The sequence below is a fragment of the Nocardia sp. Tas62D01 genome, assembly GCF_055232035.1.
The window spans coordinates 9,662,602-9,688,035 of the sequence record NZ_JBUYUZ010000001.1; the positions used below are offsets into that span (position 1 = coordinate 9,662,602).

22 protein-coding genes are annotated in these 25,434 nt (G+C 67.6%); 6 read left to right on the plus strand and 16 right to left on the minus strand.

Annotation, left to right across the window (positions count from 1 at the left end):
• Positions 1-11: 11 nt before the first annotated feature.
• From ACV7NQ_RS47025 to ACV7NQ_RS47055, 7 genes are all read right to left on the minus strand, one after another.
• The gene (locus tag ACV7NQ_RS47025) at positions 12-851 is read right to left on the minus strand and encodes an HD domain-containing protein (protein WP_463365392.1); all 840 of its coding nucleotides are present in this window, start codon (positions 849-851) and stop codon (positions 12-14) included.
• Positions 852-961: 110 nt separating this feature from the next.
• Positions 962-1,999 carry a PDR/VanB family oxidoreductase gene (locus ACV7NQ_RS47030; RefSeq protein ID WP_463365393.1) on the minus strand — a complete coding sequence of 346 codons (1,038 nt, stop codon included), beginning with the start codon at positions 1,997-1,999 and terminating at the stop codon, positions 962-964.
• 54 nt (positions 2,000-2,053) lie between these two features.
• On the minus strand, positions 2,054-2,485 hold the full coding sequence (locus tag ACV7NQ_RS47035; protein ID WP_463365394.1) for a GlcG/HbpS family heme-binding protein: 432 nt from the start codon (positions 2,483-2,485) through the stop codon (positions 2,054-2,056).
• A 152-nt stretch (positions 2,486-2,637) separates the two neighbouring features.
• Positions 2,638-4,437, minus strand: a complete 1,800-nt coding sequence (locus tag ACV7NQ_RS47040; RefSeq protein ID WP_463365395.1) for an MFS transporter — start codon at positions 4,435-4,437, stop codon at positions 2,638-2,640.
• A gap of 89 nt (positions 4,438-4,526) precedes the next feature.
• Positions 4,527-4,952: a GlcG/HbpS family heme-binding protein gene (locus tag ACV7NQ_RS47045; protein WP_463365396.1), complete on the minus strand. Its 426-nt coding sequence runs from the start codon at positions 4,950-4,952 to the stop codon at positions 4,527-4,529.
• Positions 4,953-5,177: 225 nt separating this feature from the next.
• On the minus strand, positions 5,178-6,125 hold the full coding sequence (locus ACV7NQ_RS47050; RefSeq protein ID WP_463365397.1) for a fumarylacetoacetate hydrolase family protein: 948 nt from the start codon (positions 6,123-6,125) through the stop codon (positions 5,178-5,180).
• A gap of 1 nt (position 6,126) precedes the next feature.
• Positions 6,127-6,972: a hypothetical protein gene (locus ACV7NQ_RS47055; RefSeq protein ID WP_463365398.1), complete on the minus strand. Its 846-nt coding sequence runs from the start codon at positions 6,970-6,972 to the stop codon at positions 6,127-6,129.
• Positions 6,973-7,192: 220 nt separating this feature from the next.
• Between ACV7NQ_RS47055 and ACV7NQ_RS47060 the strand changes: the two genes are divergently transcribed.
• Positions 7,193-7,999 (plus strand): FadR/GntR family transcriptional regulator, encoded by an 807-nt coding sequence (locus tag ACV7NQ_RS47060; protein WP_463365399.1) that lies wholly within the window; start codon positions 7,193-7,195, stop codon positions 7,997-7,999.
• Positions 8,000-8,092: 93 nt separating this feature from the next.
• Here the strand turns inward: ACV7NQ_RS47060 and fahA are convergent, their stop codons facing one another.
• Genes fahA through ACV7NQ_RS47085 form a run of 5 tightly spaced genes read right to left on the minus strand, consistent with a single transcriptional unit; the run spans position 8,093 to position 13,937 of the window.
• Positions 8,093-9,289: a fumarylacetoacetase gene (gene fahA, locus ACV7NQ_RS47065; protein ID WP_463365400.1), complete on the minus strand. Its 1,197-nt coding sequence runs from the start codon at positions 9,287-9,289 to the stop codon at positions 8,093-8,095.
• The gene (locus tag ACV7NQ_RS47070) at positions 9,286-10,149 is read right to left on the minus strand and encodes a hypothetical protein (RefSeq protein WP_463365401.1); all 864 of its coding nucleotides are present in this window, start codon (positions 10,147-10,149) and stop codon (positions 9,286-9,288) included. The genes fahA and ACV7NQ_RS47070 overlap by 4 nt, the downstream gene beginning before the upstream one ends.
• On the minus strand, positions 10,146-11,342 hold the full coding sequence (locus tag ACV7NQ_RS47075; protein ID WP_463365402.1) for a homogentisate 1,2-dioxygenase domain-containing protein: 1,197 nt from the start codon (positions 11,340-11,342) through the stop codon (positions 10,146-10,148). Before ACV7NQ_RS47075 ends, ACV7NQ_RS47070 begins: the two co-directional genes overlap by 4 nt.
• A complete protein-coding gene (locus ACV7NQ_RS47080; protein WP_463365403.1) occupies positions 11,317-12,978 on the minus strand; it encodes an FAD-dependent monooxygenase in 1,662 nt (553 codons plus the stop codon). Before ACV7NQ_RS47080 ends, ACV7NQ_RS47075 begins: the two co-directional genes overlap by 26 nt.
• The gene (locus ACV7NQ_RS47085) at positions 12,975-13,937 is read right to left on the minus strand and encodes an MBL fold metallo-hydrolase (protein WP_463365404.1); all 963 of its coding nucleotides are present in this window, start codon (positions 13,935-13,937) and stop codon (positions 12,975-12,977) included. The genes ACV7NQ_RS47080 and ACV7NQ_RS47085 overlap by 4 nt, the downstream gene beginning before the upstream one ends.
• A gap of 154 nt (positions 13,938-14,091) precedes the next feature.
• Between ACV7NQ_RS47085 and ACV7NQ_RS47090 the strand changes: the two genes are divergently transcribed.
• Positions 14,092-14,631: a MarR family winged helix-turn-helix transcriptional regulator gene (locus ACV7NQ_RS47090; RefSeq protein WP_463365405.1), complete on the plus strand. Its 540-nt coding sequence runs from the start codon at positions 14,092-14,094 to the stop codon at positions 14,629-14,631.
• 84 nt (positions 14,632-14,715) lie between these two features.
• Here the strand turns inward: ACV7NQ_RS47090 and ACV7NQ_RS47095 are convergent, their stop codons facing one another.
• Positions 14,716-15,699, minus strand: a complete 984-nt coding sequence (locus tag ACV7NQ_RS47095; protein WP_463365406.1) for an amidohydrolase family protein — start codon at positions 15,697-15,699, stop codon at positions 14,716-14,718.
• 140 nt (positions 15,700-15,839) lie between these two features.
• A complete protein-coding gene (locus ACV7NQ_RS47100) occupies positions 15,840-16,361 on the minus strand; it encodes an Lrp/AsnC family transcriptional regulator (RefSeq protein ID WP_463365407.1) in 522 nt (173 codons plus the stop codon).
• A gap of 237 nt (positions 16,362-16,598) precedes the next feature.
• On the opposite strand from ACV7NQ_RS47100, the gene ACV7NQ_RS47105 reads away from it, so the two are divergent.
• The gene (locus ACV7NQ_RS47105; protein WP_463365408.1) at positions 16,599-18,041 is read left to right on the plus strand and encodes an aldehyde dehydrogenase family protein; all 1,443 of its coding nucleotides are present in this window, start codon (positions 16,599-16,601) and stop codon (positions 18,039-18,041) included.
• A 50-nt stretch (positions 18,042-18,091) separates the two neighbouring features.
• Here ACV7NQ_RS47105 and ACV7NQ_RS47110 read toward each other — a convergent pair whose 3' ends face one another.
• Positions 18,092-19,360 carry an alpha-hydroxy acid oxidase gene (locus ACV7NQ_RS47110; RefSeq protein ID WP_463365409.1) on the minus strand — a complete coding sequence of 423 codons (1,269 nt, stop codon included), beginning with the start codon at positions 19,358-19,360 and terminating at the stop codon, positions 18,092-18,094.
• Between the two features lie 28 nt (positions 19,361-19,388).
• Positions 19,389-21,002, minus strand: a complete 1,614-nt coding sequence (locus ACV7NQ_RS47115) for a thiamine pyrophosphate-dependent enzyme (protein WP_463365410.1) — start codon at positions 21,000-21,002, stop codon at positions 19,389-19,391.
• A gap of 498 nt (positions 21,003-21,500) precedes the next feature.
• Between ACV7NQ_RS47115 and ACV7NQ_RS47120 the strand changes: the two genes are divergently transcribed.
• Genes ACV7NQ_RS47120 through ACV7NQ_RS47130 form a run of 3 tightly spaced genes read left to right on the plus strand, consistent with a single transcriptional unit; the run spans position 21,501 to position 25,341 of the window.
• A complete protein-coding gene (locus ACV7NQ_RS47120; RefSeq protein WP_463365411.1) occupies positions 21,501-23,168 on the plus strand; it encodes an FAD-dependent monooxygenase in 1,668 nt (555 codons plus the stop codon).
• Positions 23,162-24,118, plus strand: coding sequence for a fumarylacetoacetate hydrolase family protein (locus tag ACV7NQ_RS47125; RefSeq protein WP_463365412.1), 957 nt, complete (start codon positions 23,162-23,164; stop codon positions 24,116-24,118). Before ACV7NQ_RS47120 ends, ACV7NQ_RS47125 begins: the two co-directional genes overlap by 7 nt.
• The gene (locus ACV7NQ_RS47130; protein ID WP_463365413.1) at positions 24,115-25,341 is read left to right on the plus strand and encodes a VOC family protein; all 1,227 of its coding nucleotides are present in this window, start codon (positions 24,115-24,117) and stop codon (positions 25,339-25,341) included. The genes ACV7NQ_RS47125 and ACV7NQ_RS47130 overlap by 4 nt, the downstream gene beginning before the upstream one ends.
• Positions 25,342-25,434 lie beyond the last annotated feature (93 nt).

Below are 25,434 nucleotides of genomic sequence, written 5' to 3' on the forward strand. Positions count from 1 at the left end.
GACTCCTTCGATCACAGAAAATTGTTGGGCCAGATCATCGTTCGCCACATGTGCGCCACCGGGGAGCCGTCGAAGCCGAGGCCCTGCACCGGCTGGCGGAAATGGCGGCCGACGATGTCCTCGAACTCCTCGAACTCGACCTTCACATTCGGGTCGAACGAGTAGAAGTCGTTGAGCGTGATCAATCGCGAGGTCATATACCAGCGATGCTTGCGAGCCTCGTCGTATTCGCGCTGAATGTACTCGGGCACACGGTAATCCGCGCCGAAGATGTCGATATAGTTCTCCGGATAGGTGTAGCCGACCGATTCGTCGGCGAAGAAGCGCAGCGCCTCGTGCTTCTCGATCGCCCAGGCCACCTCCTCGTCGACATACGGCCGCACCAGCTGTGCACCCCAGTAGCCGTGATCGGCGCGAATCAACCCGCCCACCGCGATGTCGTGCACGAGTGCGGCCATGATCACCTTCTCGTCCAACCCGTTCTCCCGGGCCAGGCGCGCGCTCTGCAGCATGTGCTGCACGTCCTTGCGGAAGATCCGCAGCCGGAAGAAGTCGGCGAGGGTGGGCCGCTCGGGCATCTTCGGCAGCGCCGGGTTGTCGCCCATCATCACGAGTCCGTCGGGCCGGTGCGCGATCTTCAGCAGCTCGTCGTGCTGTCCGGTCCAGCCCGTACCCATCACCGTGACTGCTGACGGCAGCATCACGCGGATGCGCTGGTCGACCGCCTCGGCGAGCGGCTCGCGAACCCAATGAATCAGCCCGGATTCCCGCAGCGACGCGGGTAATTCGGCTTCGGGCACCGCTTGCACGGGCCATTCCACCGGCGCGTTCTCCGTTACGGATTTGGTCATACGTATCACCCGTCCTGCCTGGACCATGTCCATCAACCATGCTACCTACTTGGTAGGTTTGTCAAGAATTCTCCTGTGCCCGGGAGTTCCCGGATCCAGCGGCTCCGCCATCACAGATCAAGGACCAGCCGCGGGCCGCGAGCGCGGGAGCAGCAGATCATCATGATCTGCCCGTCCAGACGCTCCTGCGGGGTGAGGATGTAGTCGCGATGTTCCGGAATGCCCTCCAGCACACCGGTTTCACACATACCGCAGACGCCCTCCCAGCACGAGGCATCCACGAACACTCCCACCCGGTCGAGCGTCTCCAAGATGGACCTGCCCGGTGGAACCTGCACCGTCACATCGGATCTGGCGCATTCGACCTCGAACCGCTCATCGACCAGATCCCGCGGATCGATCGGCTTGGCGGCGAACCGCTCGACGTGCAACGCGCCGGACGGCCAGGCGGCACAGTGCCGTTCGATCGCCGCCAGCAGCGATTCCGGCCCACAGCAGTACACCTGGGTTCCGTGCTGCGGAATACCCAGCAGCGCATCGAGGTCCAGGAGGCCGGTCTCGTTCTGCGGACGCACCTCGACCGCGCCGTGCGCCGAGAGGGCCTCGAGTTCCGGCAGATACGCCATGCTCGCGCGATTGCGGCCGCCGTACACCAGCGACCAGTCGCCACCCCGTGCGGCCACAGCGCGAATCATCGGCAGCAGCGGCGTGATACCGATGCCACCGGCAACGAACAGGTACCACTGGGCATCGCACAGTCGGAAGTTGTTGCGCGGGCCCCGGATTCGCATCCGATCGCCGAGCTTGACCATGTTGTGCACGAATGCGGAACCGCCGCGGCCGCCGCCATGTTCGCGCAGCACCGCGATGGTCAGTGTGCGGCGGTCACCGGGATCGCCGCACAGCGAATACTGCCGTGTCCGGCGCGAGGTGAGCATCACATCGATATGCGCGCCGGGCCGCCATGACGGCATATCGTCGCCGTACGTCCGCAACGTCAATTCGACCACCCGGTCCGCGATCTCGCGCCGACCGACGACCTCGACGGTGTATTCGGGTTCGCGGCTCACGACCGTACCTCCCCGGCGCTGGGGTCGGTCGTGTTCCCGCTCGCGCGGTGTGGACTGTTCACTCGCACGCTCACTCACCGGAACGCTCCTTCTCCGATCGGTTCACCCGGTCCACCGGGCGGCGGTCCGCGATCAACCTGCGTCGGCGAGCAGGCCGACGCTCACGATTCCCGCGCACGCGGCCTTCTCGTCGTTGTCCGGGCTGTCGCCGCTGACTCCGACCGCGCCGAGAACGACTCCGTCGAGTTCCCTGATCAGCACGCCGCCGCGCGAGGGGGCGATGCGGCCGCCGGAGATGCTCGTCAGCGCGCTGACGAACACCGGGGAGCGGTCCTGTGCGTGCCGGGCGATCATGCCGCCGCCTCGCCCCAGCCCCAGGCAACCCCAGGCCTTGGCGTGCGCGATCTCGTGACGCAGGATGCCCGCGGCGTCCTCCCGCTTCGTCACGATCGGATGGCCACCGGTATCCAGGACCGTCACCGCCAGCGGCCGCAGATCCAGCGCGCGCCCGGCGGCCAGCACCGCGTCCGCGATGGCGAAGGCTTGTTCCGATGTCAGAGTCATTGGTCGAATCCCTTGTCCGGGCGCCGATTCCGGCGCCGAGCGTTCGTTCGATCCGGTCGAGACCGCATACCGCTCACCACGGCCATCGCCGGGCGGCCGGTCACGGCGCGACCGCGCGGGACCGGCGATCAGGGGGGATCGCCGGTTCGCGGTCACCGCGGCAGTTGCATGCCCTGACGAGGCTCGGCGCCCGCCTGCCCCCCGGCGCCGTCATCGGCGCGCTCACGGCGCTCGGCGTCGTTACCCCCCTCGGCACGTCCACGGTCCTCGGCGGTCCCCGTTGTCTTGCCGATGGCCGGCACCGGTTCGCCGGCTCGACGCGGCCACATCAGATTGATCAGCCCGACCACCGCGGCCAGGGCGAGGAATACCGCCGGCACCGCCAGGCCTGCCGCGACCGCGGTGTGAATGCTGTTCAGCGAATCAGCCGTGGTGGCGTGCATGGCATCGAGACTGCCGGCGTGTATGGCATCGAGACTGCCGGCGTGTATGGCATTGGGACTGCCGGCGTGTATGGCATCGGGACTGCCGGCGTGTATGGCATCGGGACTGCCGGCGTGTATGGCATTGGGACTGCCGGCGTGCGCGCCGCCGGGGCGGGGCCCACTGGCGGTGGCCCCACTGCCAGTGGGGCGGGCCGTCCCCGCGTATCGGAAGTACAGCGCCGTCGCCACGGCGGTACCCACGGCGGTGGCGATCCGCTGAGCGGTCTCGTACACGCTGAACGCCACGCCGCCGTGGGCGTGCCGGACGTCCTGCAACGAACGGAACTGGTTGGCCGAGATCAGCATTCCGCATCCGATGCCGCTCACCAGCAGCGGCGCGGCAAGAGCCACCACAGCGTTCGATGCCTGCGCCTGATGCGCCACCGCGGCCATCGCGCTCACGCCGACGGCCGCCACGACCGCGCCGGCCGGCACCAGCCACCGGCCGTACCTGTATGCCAGACGACCGCTCACGATCGCCGCCGCCGCGGACCCCACGGTGAAGATCAGCATCACCAGCGCGGCGTGCAGCGCCGTATATTTCAGGCCCTGCTGCAGGAACATCGCCATCACGATGAAGATGCTGGTGAACCCGGCGAAGAATACGGTCACGATGATCACACCGGCCGTGAAGCTGCGCGTACGCATCAGCGAGAACGAGATCACCGGCTCGCCGCCGCGCCGGTCGACCCGGCGTTCCCACCAGACGAACAGCGCCGCGAAGACCGCACCGACGGCGAGGAACCACCAGTGCGGATGGCTGTTCTTGCCCGACATCTGCAGCACCGGCAGCATGACACACAGCAGCGCGAGCGTCAGCAGCGTCGTGCCCGGAACGTCGAGCCGATGTGTCTCGCCGCGGGCCGGGTCCGCAGGCAGCGACCGATAACCGACGATCAGTGCGATCACCACCACCGGAACGGTGACCCAGAAGGAAAGCCGCCACCCGGCGTCGGCGCCGAACAGCTGGATCAGAAGGCCGCTCAGCAACGGCCCGACCGCAGTGGACATCCCCACGATAGCGCCGAAGTAACCGAAGATCCTGCCGCGCCGCGGGCCGTCGAACATGCGCTGGATGATGCCCATCGACTGCGGTGCGATCAGTCCCGACGCGGCGCCCCGGACCAGTCGGCTGCCCACCATCACCGCGGCGGTCGGCGCTACGGCACAGGCGACCGCGGTGATCAGGAACAACCACAGGCCGGCGAGCAGCAACCGGCGCCGCCCGTACATATCACCCAACCGGCCCGACGGAACCAGGAACAACCCGAAGACCAGGGCATTGCCGGCCAGCATCAGCGTGGAATCGGTCGACGTCAGATGCAGGCTCTGCTGGATCTGCGGCAGGGTCAGGTTGACGATGCTCATATCGAGCAGGGTCATGAAGATGGTGACCAGGCAGACCGACAGCGCCTGACGCCGCGAGGGCAAGGCTATGGTATCGGTGATATCGGGTGGTTTCGGCATGAGCTATCGGATTCCTTTTCGGGGGTGGGGTTTACCCGGCCGGGTGCACTCGACCGGATGGTCCGGGCGGGATCGGTCCGGCGGCGAGATCAGCCGGCATCGGCGACGAGGTCGACACTCGCGATGCCCGCGAGGGCCGCCTTCTCGTCGTTGTCCGGGTTGTCGCCGCTGACGCCGATCGCGCCCAGTAGGTTCCCCTCCGCGTCGCGAATCAGCACCCCACCCCGCGAGGAGGCGATGCGACCGTCGGAGATCACGGTCAGGGCGTTGAAGAAGGTCGGCGTACGCTCAGCGTGCCGGGCGATCCGGCCACCCCCGTGGCCCATGCCCAGGCACCCCCATGCCTTGGCGTGCGCGATGTCGTGACGCAGGATGCCCGTATCGTCCTCCCGCTTGAGCACGATGGGGTGCCCGCCGGGGTCCAGGACCGTCACCGCGAGGGGGCGGAGCTCGAGCTCGCGCGCGGCGGCCAGCGCCGCGTCCACGATGGCGGATGCTTGCTGTAACGAAAGCATGTGAATCAAATCCTTTCTCGGGGCACCGATTCGGCGCCAGGGGTTACCACGGCGCGGAGGTTCCGCGACCGCTGGGGAATGGTGTCGGCCGCCTCGGGCCCGCGCTCGCCCGGTGGGACCACGGGCGGCATCCGGCATGCCCGGATGCGGTTTTCGGGCCAGGCCCCCGCACCCGGCCCGAACCGCGTTCCGGGGCAACAGGTTCCGGAACGCAGCCCGGAACTGTCACTCCGGGACGACGGCGTTCTCGATCGTGCCGAGGCCCTCGATCTCGCCGCGGATCTTGTCGCCCCGCGCGATTGCGCGCACGCCCGGCGGCGTTCCGGTGGACAGCACATCCCCCGGCTCCAGAGTGAGCGCGGAGGTGAGCCAGGCCAGTTGGGCCGGGATGGGGTTGTACATCTCCGCGGTCGAACCGTCCTGTCGCAGTTCGCCGTTCACCCAGAACCGGATGGCCAGCTGATGCGGGTCGGCGACTTCGTCCGCGGTCACGAACCAGGGGCCGACCACACTGAAGGTGTCGAATCCCTTGCCGCGGTCCATACGCCGGTTATCGCCCTCGGCGACATCGCGGGCGGAGATGTCGTTGAATACGACATACCCCGCGACCGCGTCCATCGCCGATTCCTCGGTCAGGCGCCGCGCCCGGCGCCCGATGACCACGCCGAGCTCGACCTCCGGATGGACCTGGTTGCTGACCGCCGGATATCGGACATCGTCATGCGGCCCGGCCAGCGAGCCGACCGCCTTCAGGAAGCCGGTCATGCGCGGCGGCTCGGCGCCCACCGGGGCCGGCGGCTCGCCGGGCTCGGGACGGGTACGCGGATAATTGCCGGTCATCCCCCAGATCGTGCCCGGACGGCCGACCGGCGGCCCCAGCGTGCCCGGCTCCGCGGACCACAGGGCCTCGGGCGGAAGATCGCCGCGACCGGCGTCGGCCACGACCCGCTCGGCCACCCGACGCGCGATGGCCAGCTCCGGATCGGCCCGCAGCATCGACGGAAGGTCTTGCGGCAGTTCGCGTTCGGCGCGCTCCAGGGCATCCGGACGGTCCGACCCGGCGCGGGTCAGCTGGTAGGCGTACGCAGCGCGCAGGTCCACCAGCCGGTCCGGGACTATGCCGGGCAGGCATATCCGATCGCCCAGATAGGTGCGTCTGACGGCAAGTTTCATATCAGACGCCCTGCTTCTGCTTGGGCTTCTCGAACTCGATCGGCCCGTCGCCGATGACGATGTCGTATTCCTCGGGCACGACCGGCAACCGCACCGGCGGAATGCCGACGACGTGCAGCTCCAGTTCCTCGGTGGCGTCCACCGTCAGCGTCTCGCCGCCGTCGGCCTGGAGCGCGGCCAGCCGGCCGATCGAGGTTCCCTCCACCGAGCCGGTACCGGACAGCACCACGACCAAGCGGCACGCGGCGGCGTCATCGGAGACCCACCGGGCGCCCGGCGCGATCTTGATCCGCTCGATCCAGAAGGCGCGCTCGGTGAAGGCGCCGAAGAACTTCCGCTCCACTCCGGGCTGGCCGTCCAGCGGAAGGTAATTGTAGCGGCGCGGATCGAACTTCACGACGTTGTCGTAGCGGGCACGAGGCAGCTTCTGCGGGCCGCGCTCGCGCGGCTGACGCTGGGCCTCCTTGTTGTCCGGGCCGCGGCCGCGCCCGGCACGCATGCCCAGGCCGGAGGCGCCAGCGAACTGCAGCACCAGCTGCAGCTGGTGGGGGTCGGTCAGTGGATCGTCCTGCGGGCCGTAGGTGCCTCCCTCGGGGAAGTACCCGATCTCACCCTCGCCCAGAATGCCCTGCTCGCCGAGATTCATATCGCCGATCAACGGCAGCCGGATCTGCTCGAACGCGTGCCGGTGCCGCGGCATGCTGAAGTCGCCCTCCTGGCGGCCCAGGATGTAGCGGAAGTTCTCCTGCGGCTTGCTCTGATCGCCCATCAGCAGGTAGTTGAACGCCACCGTGCCGCGCGGGTGATCCATGTGGAACCCATTTTCATCGAACGGTACGACCTTCATCGCGGTCCTCCCTCAGTATCGTGTTTCTCTCACGTCAACCACGCTACCTATTTGGTAGGTTGAAGTAAAGGTAGGTTCGTCGTATTCACAGCAAGCGTGAAGGAGCGGCCGGGCGGAGGCGGATACGTAACGGCGCGAGGACGCGCCGGACCGATCTACCAGGTAGGTTTAGAAGTCGCTGCGAACACGCTGTGCGGCACCGAATATCCAGGAGGGCACCATGTCGCAACCGGGAGCCAAGCTCTATCGCGGCCGGGTCGCGGACCAGATCGTGGCGGACCTACGCCGTCAGATCCTCAGCGGCGAGCTGGCCGACGGCGCCCGGCTGCCGTCCGAACGCGAACTCGCCGCACACTACGATGTCAGCGCGCCGACAATCCGCGAGGCGATCCGGGTCCTGACCGTGATGGGCCTGCTCAACACCCGCAACGGCAGCCGCACCACCGTCATCGCCAACGGCGACACCCTGCTGCGGATGTCGATCGCCTCGGTGGTGCAATTCGAGAAGATGCGCCCGGGCGACGTACTCGGCCTGCTCAGCATCCTCAACGGCTACGCCGCCGAACTGGCCGTCGAGCACGCCACCGAGGCCGATATCGAGCAGTTGCGCGCGGCGGCCCAGAAGACCGCCGATATGAGCGACGTGCGCGGCGGCGCGGCGGCCCTGCGGGAATTCTTCGTACTTCTGGGCGTATGCTCGCACAACCCGCTGGTGGCCGCGCTGTGCAAGGCGCTCACCGAGATCCAGATCGGCGTGGCCTTCGAGTTGTCCGGCGGCGACGCCGGGAGCTGGGGCAGCGTCGCCGGAGCGATGTACCGCGACCGCGTTGCCATCGTGGATGCCATCGCCCGCCGCGACCCTGCCGCTGCCGACCTGGTGCGCGACTACCACCGCCGCGTCATCAAGCGCACCCGTACCCTGCCCGGCGCCAAGGAACGACGCGAGAGCGATCCCGGTCTTACCAGTTTCCTGTCCGCCTGGCTCGGCACCAATATCCGCCCGGACATCACCCCGGACCGCCCGTGAGCCGACAGCCGTTGCGCCACAGCGGTTTGGGTCCACGCATCGCGCTATTTCCCGGCCCGGCCGCGACGTAGCCGTGGCCGGCGGCCATGCCCGTCACGGCGCACTCCCCGCGGGGAGGATGCGTCCCACGACCTCGCCGAATCCGATCCGGACGCCGCCGGGCCCAGGAGCGGTGGCGGTGATGGAGACTTCGTCGCCGTCCTCGAGAAATGTGCGAATCGTCCCGTCCGGGAGGGTAATCGGCTCGGTCCCGCCCCACGACAGCTCCATCAGCGAACCGCGCTGGGTCCGCTCCGGACCGCTCACCGTGCCGGAAGCGTACAGATCGCCGGTGCGGACGGACGCGCCGTTGATCGTCATATGAGCCAGCATCTGCGCCGGTGTCCAATACATGCCGGCATAGGGCGGCCGGGATATCGGATGCCCGTTGAGCCGGATCTCGAGTGCCAGGTCCAGCCCCCACTTGTCCGCATCCTCCAGATACGGCAACAACGCGCGATCCCTTGCCACTGGCGCGAGCCTGGCCTGCTCGAGGGCCTCGAGCGGCACGATCCACGGCGAGATCGACGTGGCGAAGGACTTGCCGAGGAACGGCCCCAGCGGAACGTACTCCCATGCCTGGAGATCCCGGGCGGACCAGTCGTTGACCAGGCAGACCCCGAACACGTGCTCGGCAAACTCGCTCTGCGGCACCGGTTTTCCCCATGCGGAGGGCGTTCCGACGATGAAGCCCACCTCGGCCTCGATGTCCAGGCGTGGCGACGGCCCGAAGACCGGTCCCGGGTCGGCGGGTGTCTTGCGCTGCCCCCGGGGCCGCACGATAGGGGTGCCCGAGGCCACAATGGTGCCGGAACGGCCGTGGTAGCCGATCGGCAGGTGTTTCCAGTTCGACGTCAGCGGATCGGAGTCCGGACGAAATATCCGGCCGATATTGGTCGCGTGCTGTTCGCTGGCATAGAAATCCACGTAGTCGCCCACATCGACCGGCAGCAACATCCGGACATCGGCCGGCCGATACAGCGTGGGCCCCACCTCGGCCGAGTGGCGCGCATCGGTAAGCAACTCGACGATCCGGGCCCGTACCGCACGCCACCGCGAATGACCTTGTGCGAGAAACGCATTCATCGTCGGCTCGGCGAACGCGTCGTCGGTGAACACGGCCGACAGGTCCAGGATCCGGTCCCCGATCCGCACGCCGACTCGGGGCCGCCCGCCGGCCGGCGCGAACACGCCGTAGGGCAGGTTGGCGATGCCGAATGGCGAGTCGTGCGGCACGTCCAGCCACGTCATCGTGCGTTCTCCTTCACACTCGCCCGCCCAGGGCTCTCGATCAATCCAAGCTCAACCAGGTCCGCGACCGGATCGGCAATGCTGCAGGAACCGAACGACACGAACGAGGATCGGGCCGCCGACAGCCTCCGCTCGCCCACCCGGCGGGCACGTTGCACCAGCTCTCGCTCCGAGCGCTGCGCGAGAATTTCGACCAGATCCTCAATGCCCAGGCCGCATCGGGCGGCATCGGTTGCCAGGAGCACGTTCACGAAGCCGTGTTGCTCCAGGGCTCCGTCGGTGTGCCGGATCGCGTGGTGCAGACCGGCCGTGCACTTGAACGCCAGCCCACGACCCACCGCACCCAGGATCGCCTCCGCAAGTTCTCGTTCATCCGGCTGCGCCTCGGGAGTGAGGCCGCCGGTCCGGAATTTCGCCCGGAATCCGGTGCCCACCAGCGCATCCAGCGTGGTCTCCCGGCGAGCGTCCCGGGGCACCTCGATATAACGAAAGCCCCTGTGCGGCACCGATTTCAGGGCCGCCACGATGTCGCCGAACCGGCAGCCCGGCGGCACCGCGACCTCGACGGCCGCCAGGTGCAGGCCATCCAGCCCGGACAACGCGGCGGTAGCGGGCTCGACCGCGTTTGGGCCGTCCGGCACCGTCAAGCTGATAGTCAGCGGCCGGCCATCCAGCAATCCGGACAGCTCGGGAATACGGGAGGCCGGAACGACGAAGGAACCCACCAGGCCCGAGTACCACGCCCCGCGATGCTCGGTATGAGCCGCGAGCGCCTCGGCCAAGGGGAGATTCCCCGGCGGGAAGATCGCCGCGTCGTCACAGAACGCGTCGAACACGGTCGGCATCGGAACGGGTGTCATCGAGGCCCCCGGCCCGACCAGGTCCAGGCATAGCCAGGGTCCTCGCAGGCGAGGCCGCCAGCACCGATCCCCAAGGGGCGGAACGTATCCACCATCACGGCCAGTTCGTCGAAGAATTCCGCGCCGATACTGCGTTCGTACGCCCCGGGCTGCGGCCCGTGGGAATGCCCGCCGGGGTGCAGGGATATCGAACCCTGACCGATGCCGGATCCCTTGCGGGCCTCGTAGTCTCCGCCGCAGTAGAACATCACCTCGTCGGAATCCACGTTCGAGTGGTAGTAGGGCACGGGGATCGACAGGGGGTGGTAGTCCACCTTGCGCGGCACGAAGTTACAGATGACGAAGTTGTCGCCCTCGAAAACCTGGTGCACTGGCGGCGGTTGGTGCACGCGACCGGTAATGGGCTCGAAATCGCCGATGTTGAACGTGTAGGGGTAGAGGCAGCCGTCCCAGCCCACCACATCGAAAGGGTGCTCCGGATAGATGTAGCGGGTACCCGAGACCCCTTCCGGTACACGGTGTTTGACCAACACCTCGACGTCCGTTCCGACGGCCGGCACAGGCTCGGCGGGTCCGTGGATGTCACGCTCGCAGAACGGCGAATGCTCGAGCAGCTGCCCGAAGCGCGACAGATACCGGCGTGCCGGGACAATGTGCGAGTTGGCTTCGATGCAGTAGGCACGCACCGGCTCATCGCCTCCGGGCACCCAGCGATGCGTTGTCGCCCGCGGCAAGAGCACATAGTCTCCCTGCCGGAAGGGCAGCGCGCCGAACACCGTTTCCACGGTTCCCGCACCGGACTCGATATAGACGCATTCGTCGCCGATGGCATTGCGGTACAACGGCGAGCTCTCTGCGGCCACCACATAGGAGATGCGCACGTCGCCGTTGCCCAGCACGAGCCGACGCCCGGTCACGACATCGTGACGCTTGCATTCCTCGGCCGGAAACAGTGTGTGCAGCCGCAGGTGCCGCGGCGTGAGCGGATGGTTGGCCCGTGTCGACAGGTCGGGCAGCTCCCAGGGGGATGCGTTCACGATCGCCGACGGAATCGTCCGGTGGTAGAGCAGGGAGGAATCACCAGAGAAGCCCTCCTCCCCCATCAGCTCCTCATAGAACAGGCCGCCATCGGGCCTGCGGAATTGCGTGTGCCGCTTGGGCGGTACCTCACCGGCCTGCCGGTAATGTGCCATGGCCTCCCACCTCCTGGCTCGCTTGTGAAACCATGTCGCCGCCCAGTGCGCGGCGCAGGGCCGCCACCAGGCGCCCCGTATCCGGCCGGTCGAGCACGGCGGCAATGTAAGCATCCGGACGGATCACCCACACCTCACCGGGCCCGGTGGCGAGCGCGCCGGCCAGCGCACCACCCGGGTCGACCTCATCGATGCGCAGAACGCGGACCGGGCCGGTCGCGGCATCGGCTGCCGCGGGCTCGACCACGGCCGGGTCCGCCTCGGGTCCGGCCAGGATCAGCAGCCCGTTCCGGGCAACCTCCCGTAACCGCTTCTGCGGCAGCGTGTTCGCCGAGATCGGCACGTCGGGAACGACAGTGCCCGGCCCGGCGGGCGGGGCACAGCCGAGCTCGGGGCGGCCGGCGAACGGCCGGGCGGGGTCGGGAGTGGTCAACGGCGAGTCCACATACCAGAAGGGCTCGGCCAGCCGCCCCGAGTCGACACGTTCCCGGTAGCGCGAATCCGCGGCGGCACGTCTGAGTATCTCGAGGCGGTCGCGGCGCTGTTCCTCGTTCTGCGGTACCAGGAAATCCATTGTCGCCGTGGTGACTTCCAGATTCTCCCGCGCCGCGGCATGTCGTTCATGGTGGTAACTCTCCAAGAGTTCCGCATCCGCCCACCCGTGCAGCACGTACGCGAGCTTCCAGGCGGCATTCTCGGCGTCGGGGACCCCGGAATTCAGCCCGCGGGCACCGAATGGCGACACCAGGTGCGCACAGTCGCCCGCGATCAGCACGCGGCCCACTCGCATCCGGTTCACAATCCGAGAGTGGAAGCGGTACACCGATTTCCACACGACCTCGTACGGCCGATCTCCGATGATCGCCCTGATGCGGGCATCCAAGCCGCCCTGGGCCTCCTCGATGTCGAGGTCGTAGTCGCCGGGCACCTGCCAATCGATGCGGAAGGTCGAATCCGGGCACGGGTGAATCAGCACCTGACGGCCGGGGTTCCACCGTGGGTCGAAGTAGAACCGCCGCTCGTGGGCCCAGCCCGGGAGTTCGGCCCGGATATCGCAGATCAAGAACCGGTCGTCGAAGGAGTGCCCGTCGAAGCTCACCCCGAGCATCCCGCGGACATCATCGCCGCGTGCGCCCGCACACGCGACGGCATAGGCGGCGTCGATGTGCACGGTCCCGTCGGTCGTCGCGCAGGCGAGTCGCACGCGCCGGTCGTCCTGCTCGATGCCGACGACCCGATGCCCCCAGCGCACGTCGATCAGTTCCTCGGCGGCGATCCGTTCGTCGAGCAGGTATTCGGTGCGCGCCTGGGAGATGTTGACGAACGGCGGGAACGCGGAGCGCCCCGGGTCCGGCACCGTGTAGGAGAACAGTTCGTCGTCGCGGTAGAAGGTCCGCGCCGTTGTCCAGGTAACCCCTTCGGCGGCAACACGATTCCCGACGCCGACCGCCTCCCAGATATCCAGGACATCCCGTTGCTGGCAGATCGCCTTGGATCCGATCGGGTCGCGCCGGGGCCTGTCGTCCAGCAGGATCACCGGCACGCCCCATCCGGCGAGTAGCAGCGCAGTGGTCTGCCCCACCGGGCCGTTGCCCACCACCGCGACGGTACCCAGTGGGTCTTTGCAGTTGATCATGCTTGCAACTGGTCCCAGACCTCGCGGTCCCGCTCCGCGGTCCAGATCATCGGGCGCTCGATGCCGGACAACTCGTCCCACAGGCGCGAGACGTCGAACGGCAGGCAGTGTTCGAAGATCGGCCAATGCCCATAGGTGTCGAACAACGCGGCATGCGTGGCCTGAAAGGCATCTCTGAGCGTGCCTCCGGCCCGCTGCACGGTGCCCACCTCGCGGATCATCACATTCAGGAACGAGCGGGTCTGCTCGATCGCGGCGTTGACCGCCTCACTTCCCCGGCTCACCCCGCCGCGGCCGCCGATCAGCTGTTCGGCGCCGAACGCCCGCACCCTGTCCAACGTCGTGGAGGCCCATTCGCGATGGAAGGCGTCCCCGGTGTACAGCGCAGCCTCGGCCTCCACCAGATCACCGGCGAACAGGATCCGCTGGCGCGGCAGCCAGGCCACGCTGTCGCCCTCGGTATGCCCGCGCCCGCAGTACTGCAGCATGAGGTCGCCGCGGTCGCCGCCGAGATCGATGGTGAGGCGATCGGAGAAGGTCAGCGTCGGCCAGGTCAGTCCGGGAACGGACTCGGCGGCCTTCGCGAGCCGGGGCATCCGCGCGAACTCACTGGCCCAGTCTTCCTTACCACGCTCCTCGATCAGGGCCTTCGTCTTTTCATGGGTCACGATCACCTCGGCGTCGAACGCCGAGGCGCCCAGCACTCGCACCGCGTGATAGTGCGACAGCACGAGATACCGCACCGGCTTGTCGGTGTGCTCACGCAGCTTCGCCAACCATTCCGCCGCCACGACCGGGGTGGCCAGCGCCTCGAAGCAGACCAGGAAGTCCTCGCCCTCGATGGCGCCGATATTCGGGTCACCATCGGCAGTCAGCACATACACGCCATCGGCCAGGATCTCCAGCTTCTGTTCCTTCTCGCCCAGGTCTGCCGAGGACGCGAACGCCTTCTTGTTCACCGCTGACACCTCATCATCCAGATTTAATCAATGATTTGATCATATTGTTACTCACCGTAACTCGTGGCGACGGTCTTGTGAAGGCTCCCAAGCAGATTCGCCGATGAACGGGTGAGGGCCCGGCCGGGGTGGCCGCCCCTTTACCCTGGGGCCTATGACCACGCAGCCGGCCAACCTCGACCAGCTCGACTACCTGTCCTTCGTCGATTTCGCGGTCCAGAAGGCTACCCGCGAACTTGGCTCGATCGATTCGACCGCGATGCGCCTGGTCCTGACCCTGCACCGGGTCACCAGCGCACTGGTCTACGACCTCGAGTCGACGGTGCACCGGCCACGCGGGTGGAGCTGGCCGGGATTCCGGGTGCTGTTCGTGCTGTGGCTGGCCGGCCCCTTGGAGGCCAAACGCGTCGCGGAGCTGGCCGGCATGAGCCGGGCCGCGGTCTCCGCGTTGATCAATACGCTCGAACGCGACGGTCTGGTCGACAAGACCCGGGCCGAACACGACCGCAGGGCGGTCCAGCTCGAACTCACCGACGCCGGCCACGACGCCATCGTCGGCGCCTTCGAGGCCCACAACGACCGCGAACAGGCATGGGCCGGGGCCCTGAGCAGGCCCGAGCAGCAGATCCTGATCGGCCTGCTGGACAAGCTCACGCACGGGGCCGACGACGCCGCCTCGAGAAAGCGCTTCTGACGACGGGCCCGGCGGTGCGCGCCGCACCAGTTCGGCGACTACCCCGCGACCGGCCGGACCTGCCGGAGTGAGGAAGGGCCGGATTCAGAGGCGAAATATCTTGTCGGCGGTTTCGCTCAGAATCTTGGTGCGGGTGCCGATCGGCGCGGTACCGACGATCTCGATGATCTCTTCCATCTTCCCGTTCTTGTGCGGGTAGTCCGAGCCGTACAGAACATGGTCGGGGCCCATCACATTCAGGGTCGTCTCCAATGCCGCAGGCGAGTAGACGATCGAGTCGACGTAGATCTGCTCCAGATAACTGCTGGGCAGCCGATCGATCTCGGCCCGGCAGGACTCGAACGACCTGAAACCGGCGTCCAGACGGTCGATCAGGAAGGGGAGATACCCGCCCGCGTGACCACCGATGATCTTCAGCTTCGGATAACGGTCGAAGAATCCGTCCATGATCATCCTGGACAGGGCCAGGGTGGTATCGAAGGTGAAACCCACGCTCCACACCAGGTGGTACCGGCTGATATCCATGTCCTGCACCCCGGCGGGGGACGTGGGGTGCACCAGCACGGGAAGTTCTCGCCGATCGATCTCCTCCCATACGGGCGCGAACCTCGGGTCGGTCAGCGAAACCCCATCGATATTGGCCAGCACCATGACGCCCACCGCACCACCGGCGCAGGCTCGCTCCAACTCCTTGACCGCCCGGTCCGGATACTGCCACGGGATGGTGGCGAGATAGCGAATCCGGTCGGGGTGCGCCGCCTGAGCCGCCATCATGTCGTTGTTGATCAACTCCGCGGCGACCGAACTGGCCTCCGCATCGCCCCAAAAGACATTCGGACAGGTCAGGGACACCACGGCGAGGTCGACACCGGCGGAATCCATCGCGGAGATGCGTAGGTCGTAATCGAACATGCCGGGGGTCAGCGTCACGAACGCCGTGTCCCCCGTGAAGATCGCCTTGTCACCGGCCGGCACCTTCCCGACCCGGTATTTGCCGCCGCTGCCCGCGACCATCGCGTCGAGGAAGCCCTGGCTGAGCATATGGGTGTGCACATCGACGATTGTCATTTTTGCCTCTCATCCGAGAGCCGGACCCTGTGTCCGATATTTCGTGACGGGACGATAGCACCGGGACGATCATTGATACAAGGTTTGATCAATACTCACTCGTCACATCCCGTGCCGCGCACCCTGATTCGTCGCGCCGGCTACGTCCGGGCGGTAGGCACCACGAAGGGCCGGTGAATGATCTCGTCCAGGATCAGCAGGGTCTGGGTACCGCCGACGTACTCGATGTCCTGAATCTCTTCCAGCAGAACCCTGCGCAGCTCTTCGTGGTCCCTGACCCGAAGCAGCAGCAGGATATCCGTCTCGCCCGCGACCATCGCCGCATACTCCACGGCCTCGATCGCCTCGAGCTGTTCCTTCCACTTCGTCCAGCGCCGGTGCCCTCGCTGAGCCGAGGTGACCAGCACCAGCGCGCCGACCGTGGTGCCCACTCGCGCGGGATTCACCACGGCCGAATAGCCGCGCAGCACGTCGAGTTCGTGCAACCGGTGCAGGCGAGCGTAGGCCGTGGCACGCGAGACGTGCACCCGCTCGGCCAGCTGCGGAACCGAGATCCGGCCCTGCTCCCGAAGTATCGTCAGAATCTGCAGGTCCAGCTCATCCAGGGGGGCTGGACGTTTTGCATCCGAATCCGTGCCGTCACTATCGGATTGTCTGGTCATCTTCTATCTCCGCTGCTGTTCATTCCGTGAATCTCCTCCAGCGTAGACAAATGGCGGCAAAACCTTGAGGGCCAGTCGGTTCCGCACACACAATTGACTCCCGGTAGGCCGCGCCGGCACCCACAGCCCTCGGCGCTCGATCCCGTCGACATCGCCGCATTTCGGATGCGGTGCACCGGCCGTGCGGCCGAATCCGCGTCGGAGAAATTACTTGCGGCGGTAGTCACGGAGGCTCGCATGGACAAGGGACAGTTACTGATCGGCGAAAGCTGGCGTCACGCGGCGTCGGGTGCCACGCTGACCACTGTCGATCCGGCCACCGGCGAGCCGCTGGCCGTGGTCGCCGACGGCGGTGCCGAAGATATCGATGCCGCGGTGGCCGCGGCAGCGCAGGCCCTGCACGATCCGCGCTGGGCTCGGATCACCCCGGCCGAACGCGCCCGCCTGCTCTGGCGCGTATCCGATCTGCTCGAACGCGACGCGGACGCCTTCGCCGAGCTGGAGACACGGAACCAGGGCCAGCCGCTGCCCATCGCCCGCGCGGTGTCGGTCGCCAAGGCGGCCGAGCATTTCCGTTACTACGCGGGCTGGGTCACCAAGATCGACGGACGGGTGCCGGCGCACTCGGTGCCGCAAGCGCTGAACTACACCACGCGCGTGCCGGTCGGTGTGTGCGGCTTGATCACGCCGTGGAACTTTCCGCTGCTCATCGCTGCGTGGAAGCTGGCGCCGGCACTGGCGTGCGGTAACACGGTCGTACTCAAACCGGCCGAACAGACGCCGCTCTCGGCGCTGCGCCTGGCCGGCCTGTTCGCCGAGGCGGGCTTTCCGCCCGGTGTGGTCAACGTCGTGACGGGCGGCCCTGAGGCCGGTCGCGCACTCGTGGATCACCCCGATGTGGGAAAGGTGTCCTTCACCGGGTCCACCGAGGTCGGACGCGGCATAGTCCGAGCCGCCGCCGGGAACCTCAAACGGCTGTCCCTCGAGCTCGGCGGCAAGGCCGCGAGCATCATCACCGCCGACGCCGATCTGGACGTCGCGGTGCCGGCCAACCTGCGCAGCGGTATCCAGAATTCCGGGCAGGTCTGTGGCGCCTCCTCCCGCTTCTACGTGGCACGCTCCCGATACGACGAGTTCACCCAGCGACTTGCCGCCGCGGCCGGAGTCGTCCACGTCGGTCCCGGAATGGACGCGCGGACGCAGATGGGCCCGCTCGTCGGGGAGGAGCACCTGGCCCGCGTGGACGGCTATGTCCGCAGTGGAGAATCCGAAGGAGCGACCCTGCTGACCGGCGGCAAGCGCGGCGAGGGCGAGCTCGCGGCGGGCAGCTTCTACCTGCCGACCGTATTCGCGGACGCGCGTGACGATATGCGGATCGCCCGGGAGGAGATCTTCGGACCGGTCCTGGCCGTCCTGCCCTACGACGATATCGACGAGGTCGCGGCCAGGGTCAACGACTCCGAATACGGGCTCGTGGCATCGGTGTGGACCACCGACCTCACCCTCGCGCATCGGCTCGCCGCGCAGATCGACGCCGGGTGCGTGCGGGTGAACATCGTCGCCAGCCTCGATCCCACGGTCCCGTGGGGCGGCATGAAGGCAAGCGGCTGGGGCCGGGAGATGGGCGCGGAGGCCATCGATGAGTACACCGAGGTCAAGAGCGTCTGGATCGGCCTGTAGCGCAGCGCACGAGAGTGGCCCTGCGCCGAGTTTCCGCGCAGGGCCACTTCTCACGAAATCCGTTCGGCGGAAACGCTGTTGGGCTCGACCTGCGCCCGTCTGCTCATCAACCGCACGTGGCCGGGATTGAGCTCGTCGATCGTGGCGACGCCGAGGAACTTCATCGTGCGTTCGATCTCCATGGAGAGGATCTCCACGCAGCGAGCCACCCCGGCCTCACCGCCGGCCATCAGGCCGTAGAGAAAGGCCCGCCCGACGAGGGTGAAATCGGCGCCCAGGGCAAGGGCCGCAACGATATCGGCACCGTTCATGATGCCGGTGTCGAGCATGACCGTTCCGCGGTCCCCGACGGCCGCGACGACACAGGGGAGCAGGTGCAGTGCCACCGGCCCTCGGTCGAGCTGGCGGCCACCGTGACTCGATACGACCACGCCGTCCGCGCCGTGGTCGAGCGCACGGCGAGCATCGTCGACGGTCTGAATTCCCTTGACCAGGACCGGGCCGTCCCACGCCTCGCGCAGCCACGCCAGATCCCCGAAGGTGACGCTCGGGTCGGCCAGTCTGCGCATCAGGTCGCCCAGCGAGCCCCTGCCGGTGGTGTCGAAGGCGAACGAATACGGCTCGGTGGTCAGGAAGTCGAACCACCACCGCCAGCGATACGAGGCGTCGAGAAACGTCTTCGCGGTCAGCCGGGGCGGGATGGTCATGCCGTTGCGCTGGTCGCGCAGGCGGTTGCCGCTGACCGGCACGTCGACCGTGACGAGCAGGGCCTCGTACCCGGCGGCCCGGGCATTGCGCACCAACTCGAGCGAAAGGTCGCGATCCTTCCAGAGATACAGCTGAAACCATTTGCGGGCCTCCGGCGCGACCGCCGCGACCTGTTCGATCGAGGTCGTGCCCACGGTCGACAGGGAGAAGGGGATCCCGGCCCGCTCGGCCACGGCGACCGCCGCGCGCTCGCCCGCGGAATGCATCATGCGAGTGAAGCCGGTGGGTGCGAAGCCGAACGGCAGAGCCGACGGCTTACCGAGCACGGTGGCCGACAAATCCGTCCTCGACACGTCACGCAGCACCCCAGGCCGAAATTCGAGGTCCGCGAAGGCATCTCGCGCACGCCCCAGGGTGATCTCACCGTCGGCGCCGCCGTCGGTGTAGTGGAACGGCCCGGCCGGAGTGCGGCGCTTGGCGATTCGGCGCAGGTCCCACATGTCGCGAGCCTTGGCCAGACGACGCCTCGTCGCATTGAACTCCACAGGTCCGGGTCTCAGCAGTGGCGCGAAGTCCTTGGGGCGTGGGAAGTGTCGCTCGAGAGCGGTCATCGAACCTCCATCCGATCGTGGCGAATAGTCATGCGTAGCCGGGTTCGGCGATGAGGTCCCACGGCGAGGGGAATTCGCCGACCGGAACCTCGATCAGCAGCGGTTCGGCGCCGGCGCCGGCCTCGCGGATCACATCCGCGAGCTGCCCGGGTGTGCCGACCCTCGTCGCGCTGACCCCGAAACTTCGTGCGAGAGCAACGAAGTCGGGGTTGGCCAGCTCCGTTGCGATCGTGCGACCGAATTCGTCCTGCTGGATACGCCGGACGTTGCCGAAGTAGCCGTCCGCGAACACGATCGTGATCAGGCCGATCCCGTATTTGCGGGCGGTGGACAGTTCCTGCAGGCTCCAGCCGAACCCGCCGTCGCCGGTGATCGACACCACCGGCACATCCGGCCTGGCGACCTTCGCACCCAGCGCTGTGGGGAACCCGTAACCCAGGGTTCCCTGATAGCCGGGCGTGATCCAGGTCCGCGGTTCGTACACGGGGTAGGCGATCCGCGAGGCGTAGCCGATCTGGGTCAGTTCCTCGACGAACACACCGTCATCGGGCAGAGCCGCACGGATGGCGCCGAGCCACGCAACCTGCGGCGCGATCGCCGCGAGTTGTTCGCCGCATGCGACACGCACCTGCGCCACCTCGCTCGCCCGTCGCGAGGGCCCGGATCTCGCAGGCAGCGAGTCCGACAGGGCCGCTAGCGCCAATCCCGCGTCGGCGAACACGGCGACCTCCGGCTTGCGCGGGCCGCCGAGATCGGCGGGATCGGCATTGACGAGGACGACCTTGGTGCCGGGGGCCGTGATGACGGGTTTGCCCTGCAGAGTCATGAAGCGGGTGCCCACGGCCAGCACCACGTCGGCCCTGGGCAGCACCAGGCGACCACCCAGCATCGTCAAGGCCAGCGGATGCCGGTCGCTGATCGCGCCGCGACCGTTGCGGGTGGTCACCACCGGCGCGTCGAGGGTCTCGGCCAGCCGGGCAAGGGCCTGCCCGGCCCCGCCCGCGACCACACCGCCACCGGCGAGGATCACGGGATACTCTGCGGCGGCGAGCATCCCGGCGACGCGCTCGATATCCTGCGAGTCCGGGAGCAGGAATTCGGCGGGCCCGGGATCGGCGAGCGTGATGTCCGCCTGCGCCGCAAGGACATCGGGCGGGATCTCCACCCCGACCGGACGCGGGCGCCCGGACCGCACCTCGTGGAACGCCCGGCGAACCAGGGCCGGAATCTCCCCGGGCGTGCGGGCCATCGCCGACCATTTGGTCAGCGAGGCGACGATCTCGCTCTGGCCCGGGATCTCGTGCAGCATGCCGAAACCCTGTCCGATCGTCGGCGAGGGAATCTGCCCGGCGATCAGCACCGTGCGACTCGAGCACGCATACGCCGTGGCCAGCGCCGCACCGGCGTTCAGCAGCCCCGGCCCCGGCACCACCATGCATACCCCGGCATCACCGGTGACTCGGGCGAAACCGTCCGCGAAATAGCCCGCGCCCTGTTCGTGCCGGGCCCCGACGAAACGAATCTCCTCGCGCCGCTGCGCCAGCCCGTCCATGGCGTAGTCGAGCTGGATACCCGGAACACCGAAGACGGTTCGCACGCCCTCCCGCGCCAGCTGCGCGGCCAGGGCTTCACCACCGGTCATCTTCATGCTGCTTGCAACCTTCTTCTGTGCGGCGCCGAATACGGCTCTGTCGGTGTGCGTGACCGAGTGGACACCCGGCAGTCCCGCCTTGGACCGCCGTCATCCGGGGTGAGGAGGCAGAACCACGACCGGCACGCGACCACGGGCGTGCTCTGTATGTCTACGCGAGACGATCACCACGGGCGCCCATGACGCACCTGCGCGGTATTCAACTCAGAGTAGGAGGCGATTCCCGAACGTCCAGTAGCACAGCGCAATCCTGGATGGAATGCGGGAATTGCCAACTCCTGCTGGATGTTCTGGTCCTGTGGGCCGGATCGGACGCCTTATCATCCAGTTCTCGCACCGGCTGCCGTATCGGTCGGCGCAGCGCTCGAACCGGACCGCGACAGACCGGTCATTGAGTGGAAGACCCCTGGTGACGGGCTACGCGAGGTAGGCATGCTGGCCAGGTCCGCACGGACGTATCCAGTGGAGAATTCGAATGGTGGCGACCAAGTGACAATTCCGCCTTCCGCACCCGACGACCTGCCCGCCGACACACCCGTGGTCATCGTCGGAGCCGGCCCCGTCGGCATGTTCCTGGCCTTGGACCTGGCGGCCAGGGGCGTCCGGTCGATCGTCGTCGAACGGGAGAACTCTCATCGCGCGTATCCCAAGGGCAACACCCACAACGCCCGGACCATGGAGCACTACCGCCGGCTCGGCCTGGCCGACGCCATCCGAGCGGTCGGCCTGCCGCCCGAACACCCCACCGACGTGGCCTACCTCACCCGCCTGAATGGCTACGAGCTGCACCGGCTGCGCATGCCTTCGGCGGCGGAGAAGATGGCGGAGGTGGCGGCGCACGCGGTCACCGATCAGGTGCCCGAACCGGTACACCGCTCGAACCAGATGTACGTCGAGGCAGCGCTTTTCGATCGGCTCCTGAACACCGGGCAGATCACCTGCCGGCTCGGCACGGAGTTCCTCGATTTCGAGGAGACCGACCGCGGAGTCGACGTCCGGATGCGGCCCACCGCGGGCGGTCCCGAGGAGGTCGTATCGTGCCGGTACCTGATCGGCTGTGACGGTGCCCGGAGCCGGGTTCGCCAGCAGCTTGGCATCTCCTACGAGGGCCAAGAGGAGGACGTGGGGTTCCTCAGCGGTCCCAGGCGCTCGAAGTACCTGCGCATACCCGATCTGATCAAGGATGTGGTCCGAGAGCCCGCCTGGCAGTACTGGCTGCTGCGCCCCGGCAGGATCGCGACGCTGATCACGCTCGATGCCCGTGACGAGTTCCGGATGAGCGTGATCCGGGGCGACGTGGACGACGACGACGCCCTGCGCGCATTCATCGATGACTGCGTCGGCGAGCACGTCGAGGTCGACATCCTCGGGTCGCAGGACTGGGTGGCGGGCCTGGCCCTGGTCGCCCGGCGTTACCAGGGGGGCCGCGTACTGATCTGCGGCGACGCGGCGCATCTGTTCACCCCGACCGGCGGCTTCGGGATGAACACCGGAATCGACGACGCGGCGAACCTGGCCTGGAAACTGGCCGCGGCGGTGCACGGCTGGGCCGGGCCCCACCTGGTGGACAGCTACGAGGCCGAGCGCAGGCCCGCGGGCCTGCGCAATACGCGCGCCGCCATCAACCTCGGGCGCTCCGTCGGGGACATCTCGCTGAGCTCGGTGCTCGACGCGGACACCCCCGCCGGCCGCGAGGCCCGCGCCGAACTCGGGCGCGCGCTCGCGACACAGCGCGAGGAATTCGCCTCGCTGGGAGTGCAGTTGGGCACGAGCTACGAGAGTTCGCCGATCGTCTGGCCCGACGGCACGCCGGCGCCGCAGAGCAGCTACGACGAGTACGTGCCCACCGCCCGTCCCGGCGCACGGGCGCCGCATCTGTGGCTGTCGCAGACGCAGTCGCTGTTCGATGTCCTCGGCCCCGGATTCACCCTGCTATGCATGGGCAGCGCTGTCCCGTCCACCACCGAGCTGGTTGCGGCGGCTCATCGGCGGTCGATCCCGCTGACGACTCTCGACCTCACCCTGCCCGAGGCCCGCGAGCTGTACCACAGCGACCTCGCGCTCATCCGGCCCGATCAGCACGTGGCATGGCGGGGAGACGAACTCCCGGACCCCGACGAGCTGCTCACCCGAGTAACCGGAGGCTTCTCATGCTGACCTCGACCGCACGATCGCGCCCCTCGGCCCGCGGCCTGGCCACGATCCTCCTGGACGGCGTCCACACGCTCGCGGTCTGGGCGGACGGTCTCGTTCTGCCTCTCGCCGAGGCGACCGGCAGCGACCCGGCCTCCCCGCGGGGATCGGCCCGTGCGGCGCTATCGGACTGGGAATACTGGTGCGACGCAATAGAACAGGCGACGGCCAATGGTGCCGGGGGCGCCGGGTGGCTGCCCGAGGCGGAGGTCGCCTTCCTGCCCGTGCTCACCGATCCGCCCACGGTCTACTGCACCGCGGCCAACTACCACGACCATGTCCGGGAGATGGAGAGCACCAAGTCCGGCGTCTCGGCGAGCAGCCCGCTGTTCTTCCTCGCGCCGCCGGCCTCGGTGACCGGGCATCGTGGAGCGGCAGTCCGGCCCGCCGGGTGCGAAAGGTTCGACTGGGAGGTCGAACTCGCCGTGATCATCGGCCGGGACGCCGAGCATGTCGCGGCTGCCGACGCGATGGGAATTGTCGCCGGATATTCGGTCGCGAACGATCTGTCGATTCGTGATTACGCCCGCCACGGCGATTCCCCGTTCTTCCCCGACTGGCTGCGCATGAAGGGGTACGCCGGCTGCAAGCCGATCGGCCCGGCGATAGTTCCGGCCGACGACGTGCCCGATCCGATGAGCCTCGACCTCTCGCTGACCGTGAATGGCGACCAGCGGCAGCAATCCAGCACCAAGAACATGATCTTCTCCATCGCCGAGCAGATCGAGTGCCTCTCCCGGATCGCGCCACTGCGGGCGGGCGACATCATCCTCACCGGCACACCGGCGGGCACCGGGAACGCCTGGGGTTCATACCTGTCCCCCGGCGACGTCGTGGTGGCCGAGATCGGTGGAATCGGGCGGCTGGAAACGCGCATCACGACACCGCAGCAGCCACGAGGAGAAGAACGATGACCAACACCGAGGCCGGCGTCGAGCACTACGACGTCGGCGGCTACCGGCTCGAGCGGCCGTTCCGGGTGCGCAGGCTCGGCCATGTCGGCCTGAACTGCACCCTGATCGACGAGAGCGTCCACTGCTATCGGGATCTGCTCGGCCTGCGAGTCTCGGACCGGCTCGACTTCTCCGAACGCATCCAGAATCGGGAAATACTCGACGGGCTCGGCGATCCGGGCGGGTACTTCATGCGCCACGGCACCGACCACCACAGTTTCGTCCTGTTCAACAGGAGAGTTCACGCAGCCATCAACAGCCAGCAGATCCTTTCCGGCCAGGTGACCGTCAACCAGATCTCCTGGCAGGTCGGCTCGCTGCGGGAGATCGTCGAGGGCGAGAGCTGGCTGCGCGAGGGCCACAACCGCATCCAGCGATCGGGCCGGGACATGCCGGGTTCCAACTGGCACACCTACTTCGACGACCCGGATGGCCATACCAACGAGCTGTACTACGGCATGGAGCAGATCGGCTGGACGGGCATCAGCAAACCGCTGCACTTCTACCAGCACCTCGCCAGGCACACCGCGACGCTGCCACAGATCTCCGAGACCGAGGAGGTTTCCGCCGCGCTCGCGAGCGGCGTCGACCTCACCTCGGGCCGGCGGGACGTGCCGGACCGGCCCGGCCGCTACGACGTGGGCGGCGTGCTGCTTTCCCGGCCCTTCAAGATCGTCCGGATCGGCCCGCTGCGCCTTTTCGTCACCGATGTCGAGGCCGCCCGGGACTTCTACCGGGACGTGCTGGGGCTGCGAGTGACTGAGGAGATCCGGTACGAGGGGATGCGTTGCGTGTTCCTGCGGGCCGGCACCGAGCACCACGCCATCGCGCTGTACCCGATCGAACTTCGGGCACGGCTGAACCTTAGCTCGCACAGCACGACGTTCTCCGTCGGCATGCAGGTCGGCTCGTACCGCCAATTACGCGACGCCAGAACATATCTGCGCGAGGGCGGACTCACCGAGGTGACGCTGCCGCCGGAACTGTTCCCCGGAATTCCGCGCGCGTTTCGCGTCCGCGATCCCGACGGCCACCTCATCGAAGTGTATGACGGCATGAGTCAGGTGTACCCGGAGTCGCCTGCCGCCACGGGCGTCGACGCGTTCGGCGACGAATGGCCCGAAACAATCGACGACAACGAGTCGGCTTTCCACGGCGAGCCCTACCTCGGCCCGCTCGAATAAAGATCAATGGCCTCGGGAATCGAATTCCCGGAGTCCGTCGGCATTTCCCGGAAATCCGGATCTGCCATCCAATGGAATTACGATGGTGCGACA

Bases quoted from the DNA above. Each gene is read 5' to 3' on its own strand.
- ACV7NQ_RS47025 (WP_463365392.1), bottom strand. From the start codon at position 851: ATGACCAAATCCGTAACGGAGAACGCGCCGGTGGAATGGCCCGTGCAA.
- ACV7NQ_RS47035 (WP_463365394.1), bottom strand. From the start codon at position 2,485: ATGACTCTGACATCGGAACAAGCCTTCGCCATCGCGGACGCGGTGCTG.
- ACV7NQ_RS47040 (WP_463365395.1), bottom strand. From the start codon at position 4,437: ATGCCGAAACCACCCGATATCACCGATACCATAGCCTTGCCCTCGCGG.
- ACV7NQ_RS47045 (WP_463365396.1), bottom strand. From the start codon at position 4,952: ATGCTTTCGTTACAGCAAGCATCCGCCATCGTGGACGCGGCGCTGGCC.
- ACV7NQ_RS47050 (WP_463365397.1), bottom strand. From the start codon at position 6,125: ATGAAACTTGCCGTCAGACGCACCTATCTGGGCGATCGGATATGCCTG.
- ACV7NQ_RS47055 (WP_463365398.1), bottom strand. From the start codon at position 6,972: ATGAAGGTCGTACCGTTCGATGAAAATGGGTTCCACATGGATCACCCG.
- ACV7NQ_RS47060 (WP_463365399.1), top strand. From the start codon at position 7,193: ATGTCGCAACCGGGAGCCAAGCTCTATCGCGGCCGGGTCGCGGACCAG.
- fahA (WP_463365400.1), bottom strand. From the start codon at position 9,289: ATGACGTGGCTGGACGTGCCGCACGACTCGCCATTCGGCATCGCCAAC.
- ACV7NQ_RS47070 (WP_463365401.1), bottom strand. From the start codon at position 10,149: ATGACACCCGTTCCGATGCCGACCGTGTTCGACGCGTTCTGTGACGAC.
- ACV7NQ_RS47075 (WP_463365402.1), bottom strand. From the start codon at position 11,342: ATGGCACATTACCGGCAGGCCGGTGAGGTACCGCCCAAGCGGCACACG.
- ACV7NQ_RS47080 (WP_463365403.1), bottom strand. From the start codon at position 12,978: ATGATCAACTGCAAAGACCCACTGGGTACCGTCGCGGTGGTGGGCAAC.
- ACV7NQ_RS47090 (WP_463365405.1), top strand. From the start codon at position 14,092: ATGACCACGCAGCCGGCCAACCTCGACCAGCTCGACTACCTGTCCTTC.
- ACV7NQ_RS47095 (WP_463365406.1), bottom strand. From the start codon at position 15,699: ATGACAATCGTCGATGTGCACACCCATATGCTCAGCCAGGGCTTCCTC.
- ACV7NQ_RS47100 (WP_463365407.1), bottom strand. From the start codon at position 16,361: ATGACCAGACAATCCGATAGTGACGGCACGGATTCGGATGCAAAACGT.
- ACV7NQ_RS47105 (WP_463365408.1), top strand. From the start codon at position 16,599: ATGGACAAGGGACAGTTACTGATCGGCGAAAGCTGGCGTCACGCGGCG.
- ACV7NQ_RS47110 (WP_463365409.1), bottom strand. From the start codon at position 19,360: ATGACCGCTCTCGAGCGACACTTCCCACGCCCCAAGGACTTCGCGCCA.
- ACV7NQ_RS47115 (WP_463365410.1), bottom strand. From the start codon at position 21,002: ATGACCGGTGGTGAAGCCCTGGCCGCGCAGCTGGCGCGGGAGGGCGTG.
- ACV7NQ_RS47125 (WP_463365412.1), top strand. From the start codon at position 23,162: ATGCTGACCTCGACCGCACGATCGCGCCCCTCGGCCCGCGGCCTGGCC.
- ACV7NQ_RS47130 (WP_463365413.1), top strand. From the start codon at position 24,115: ATGACCAACACCGAGGCCGGCGTCGAGCACTACGACGTCGGCGGCTAC.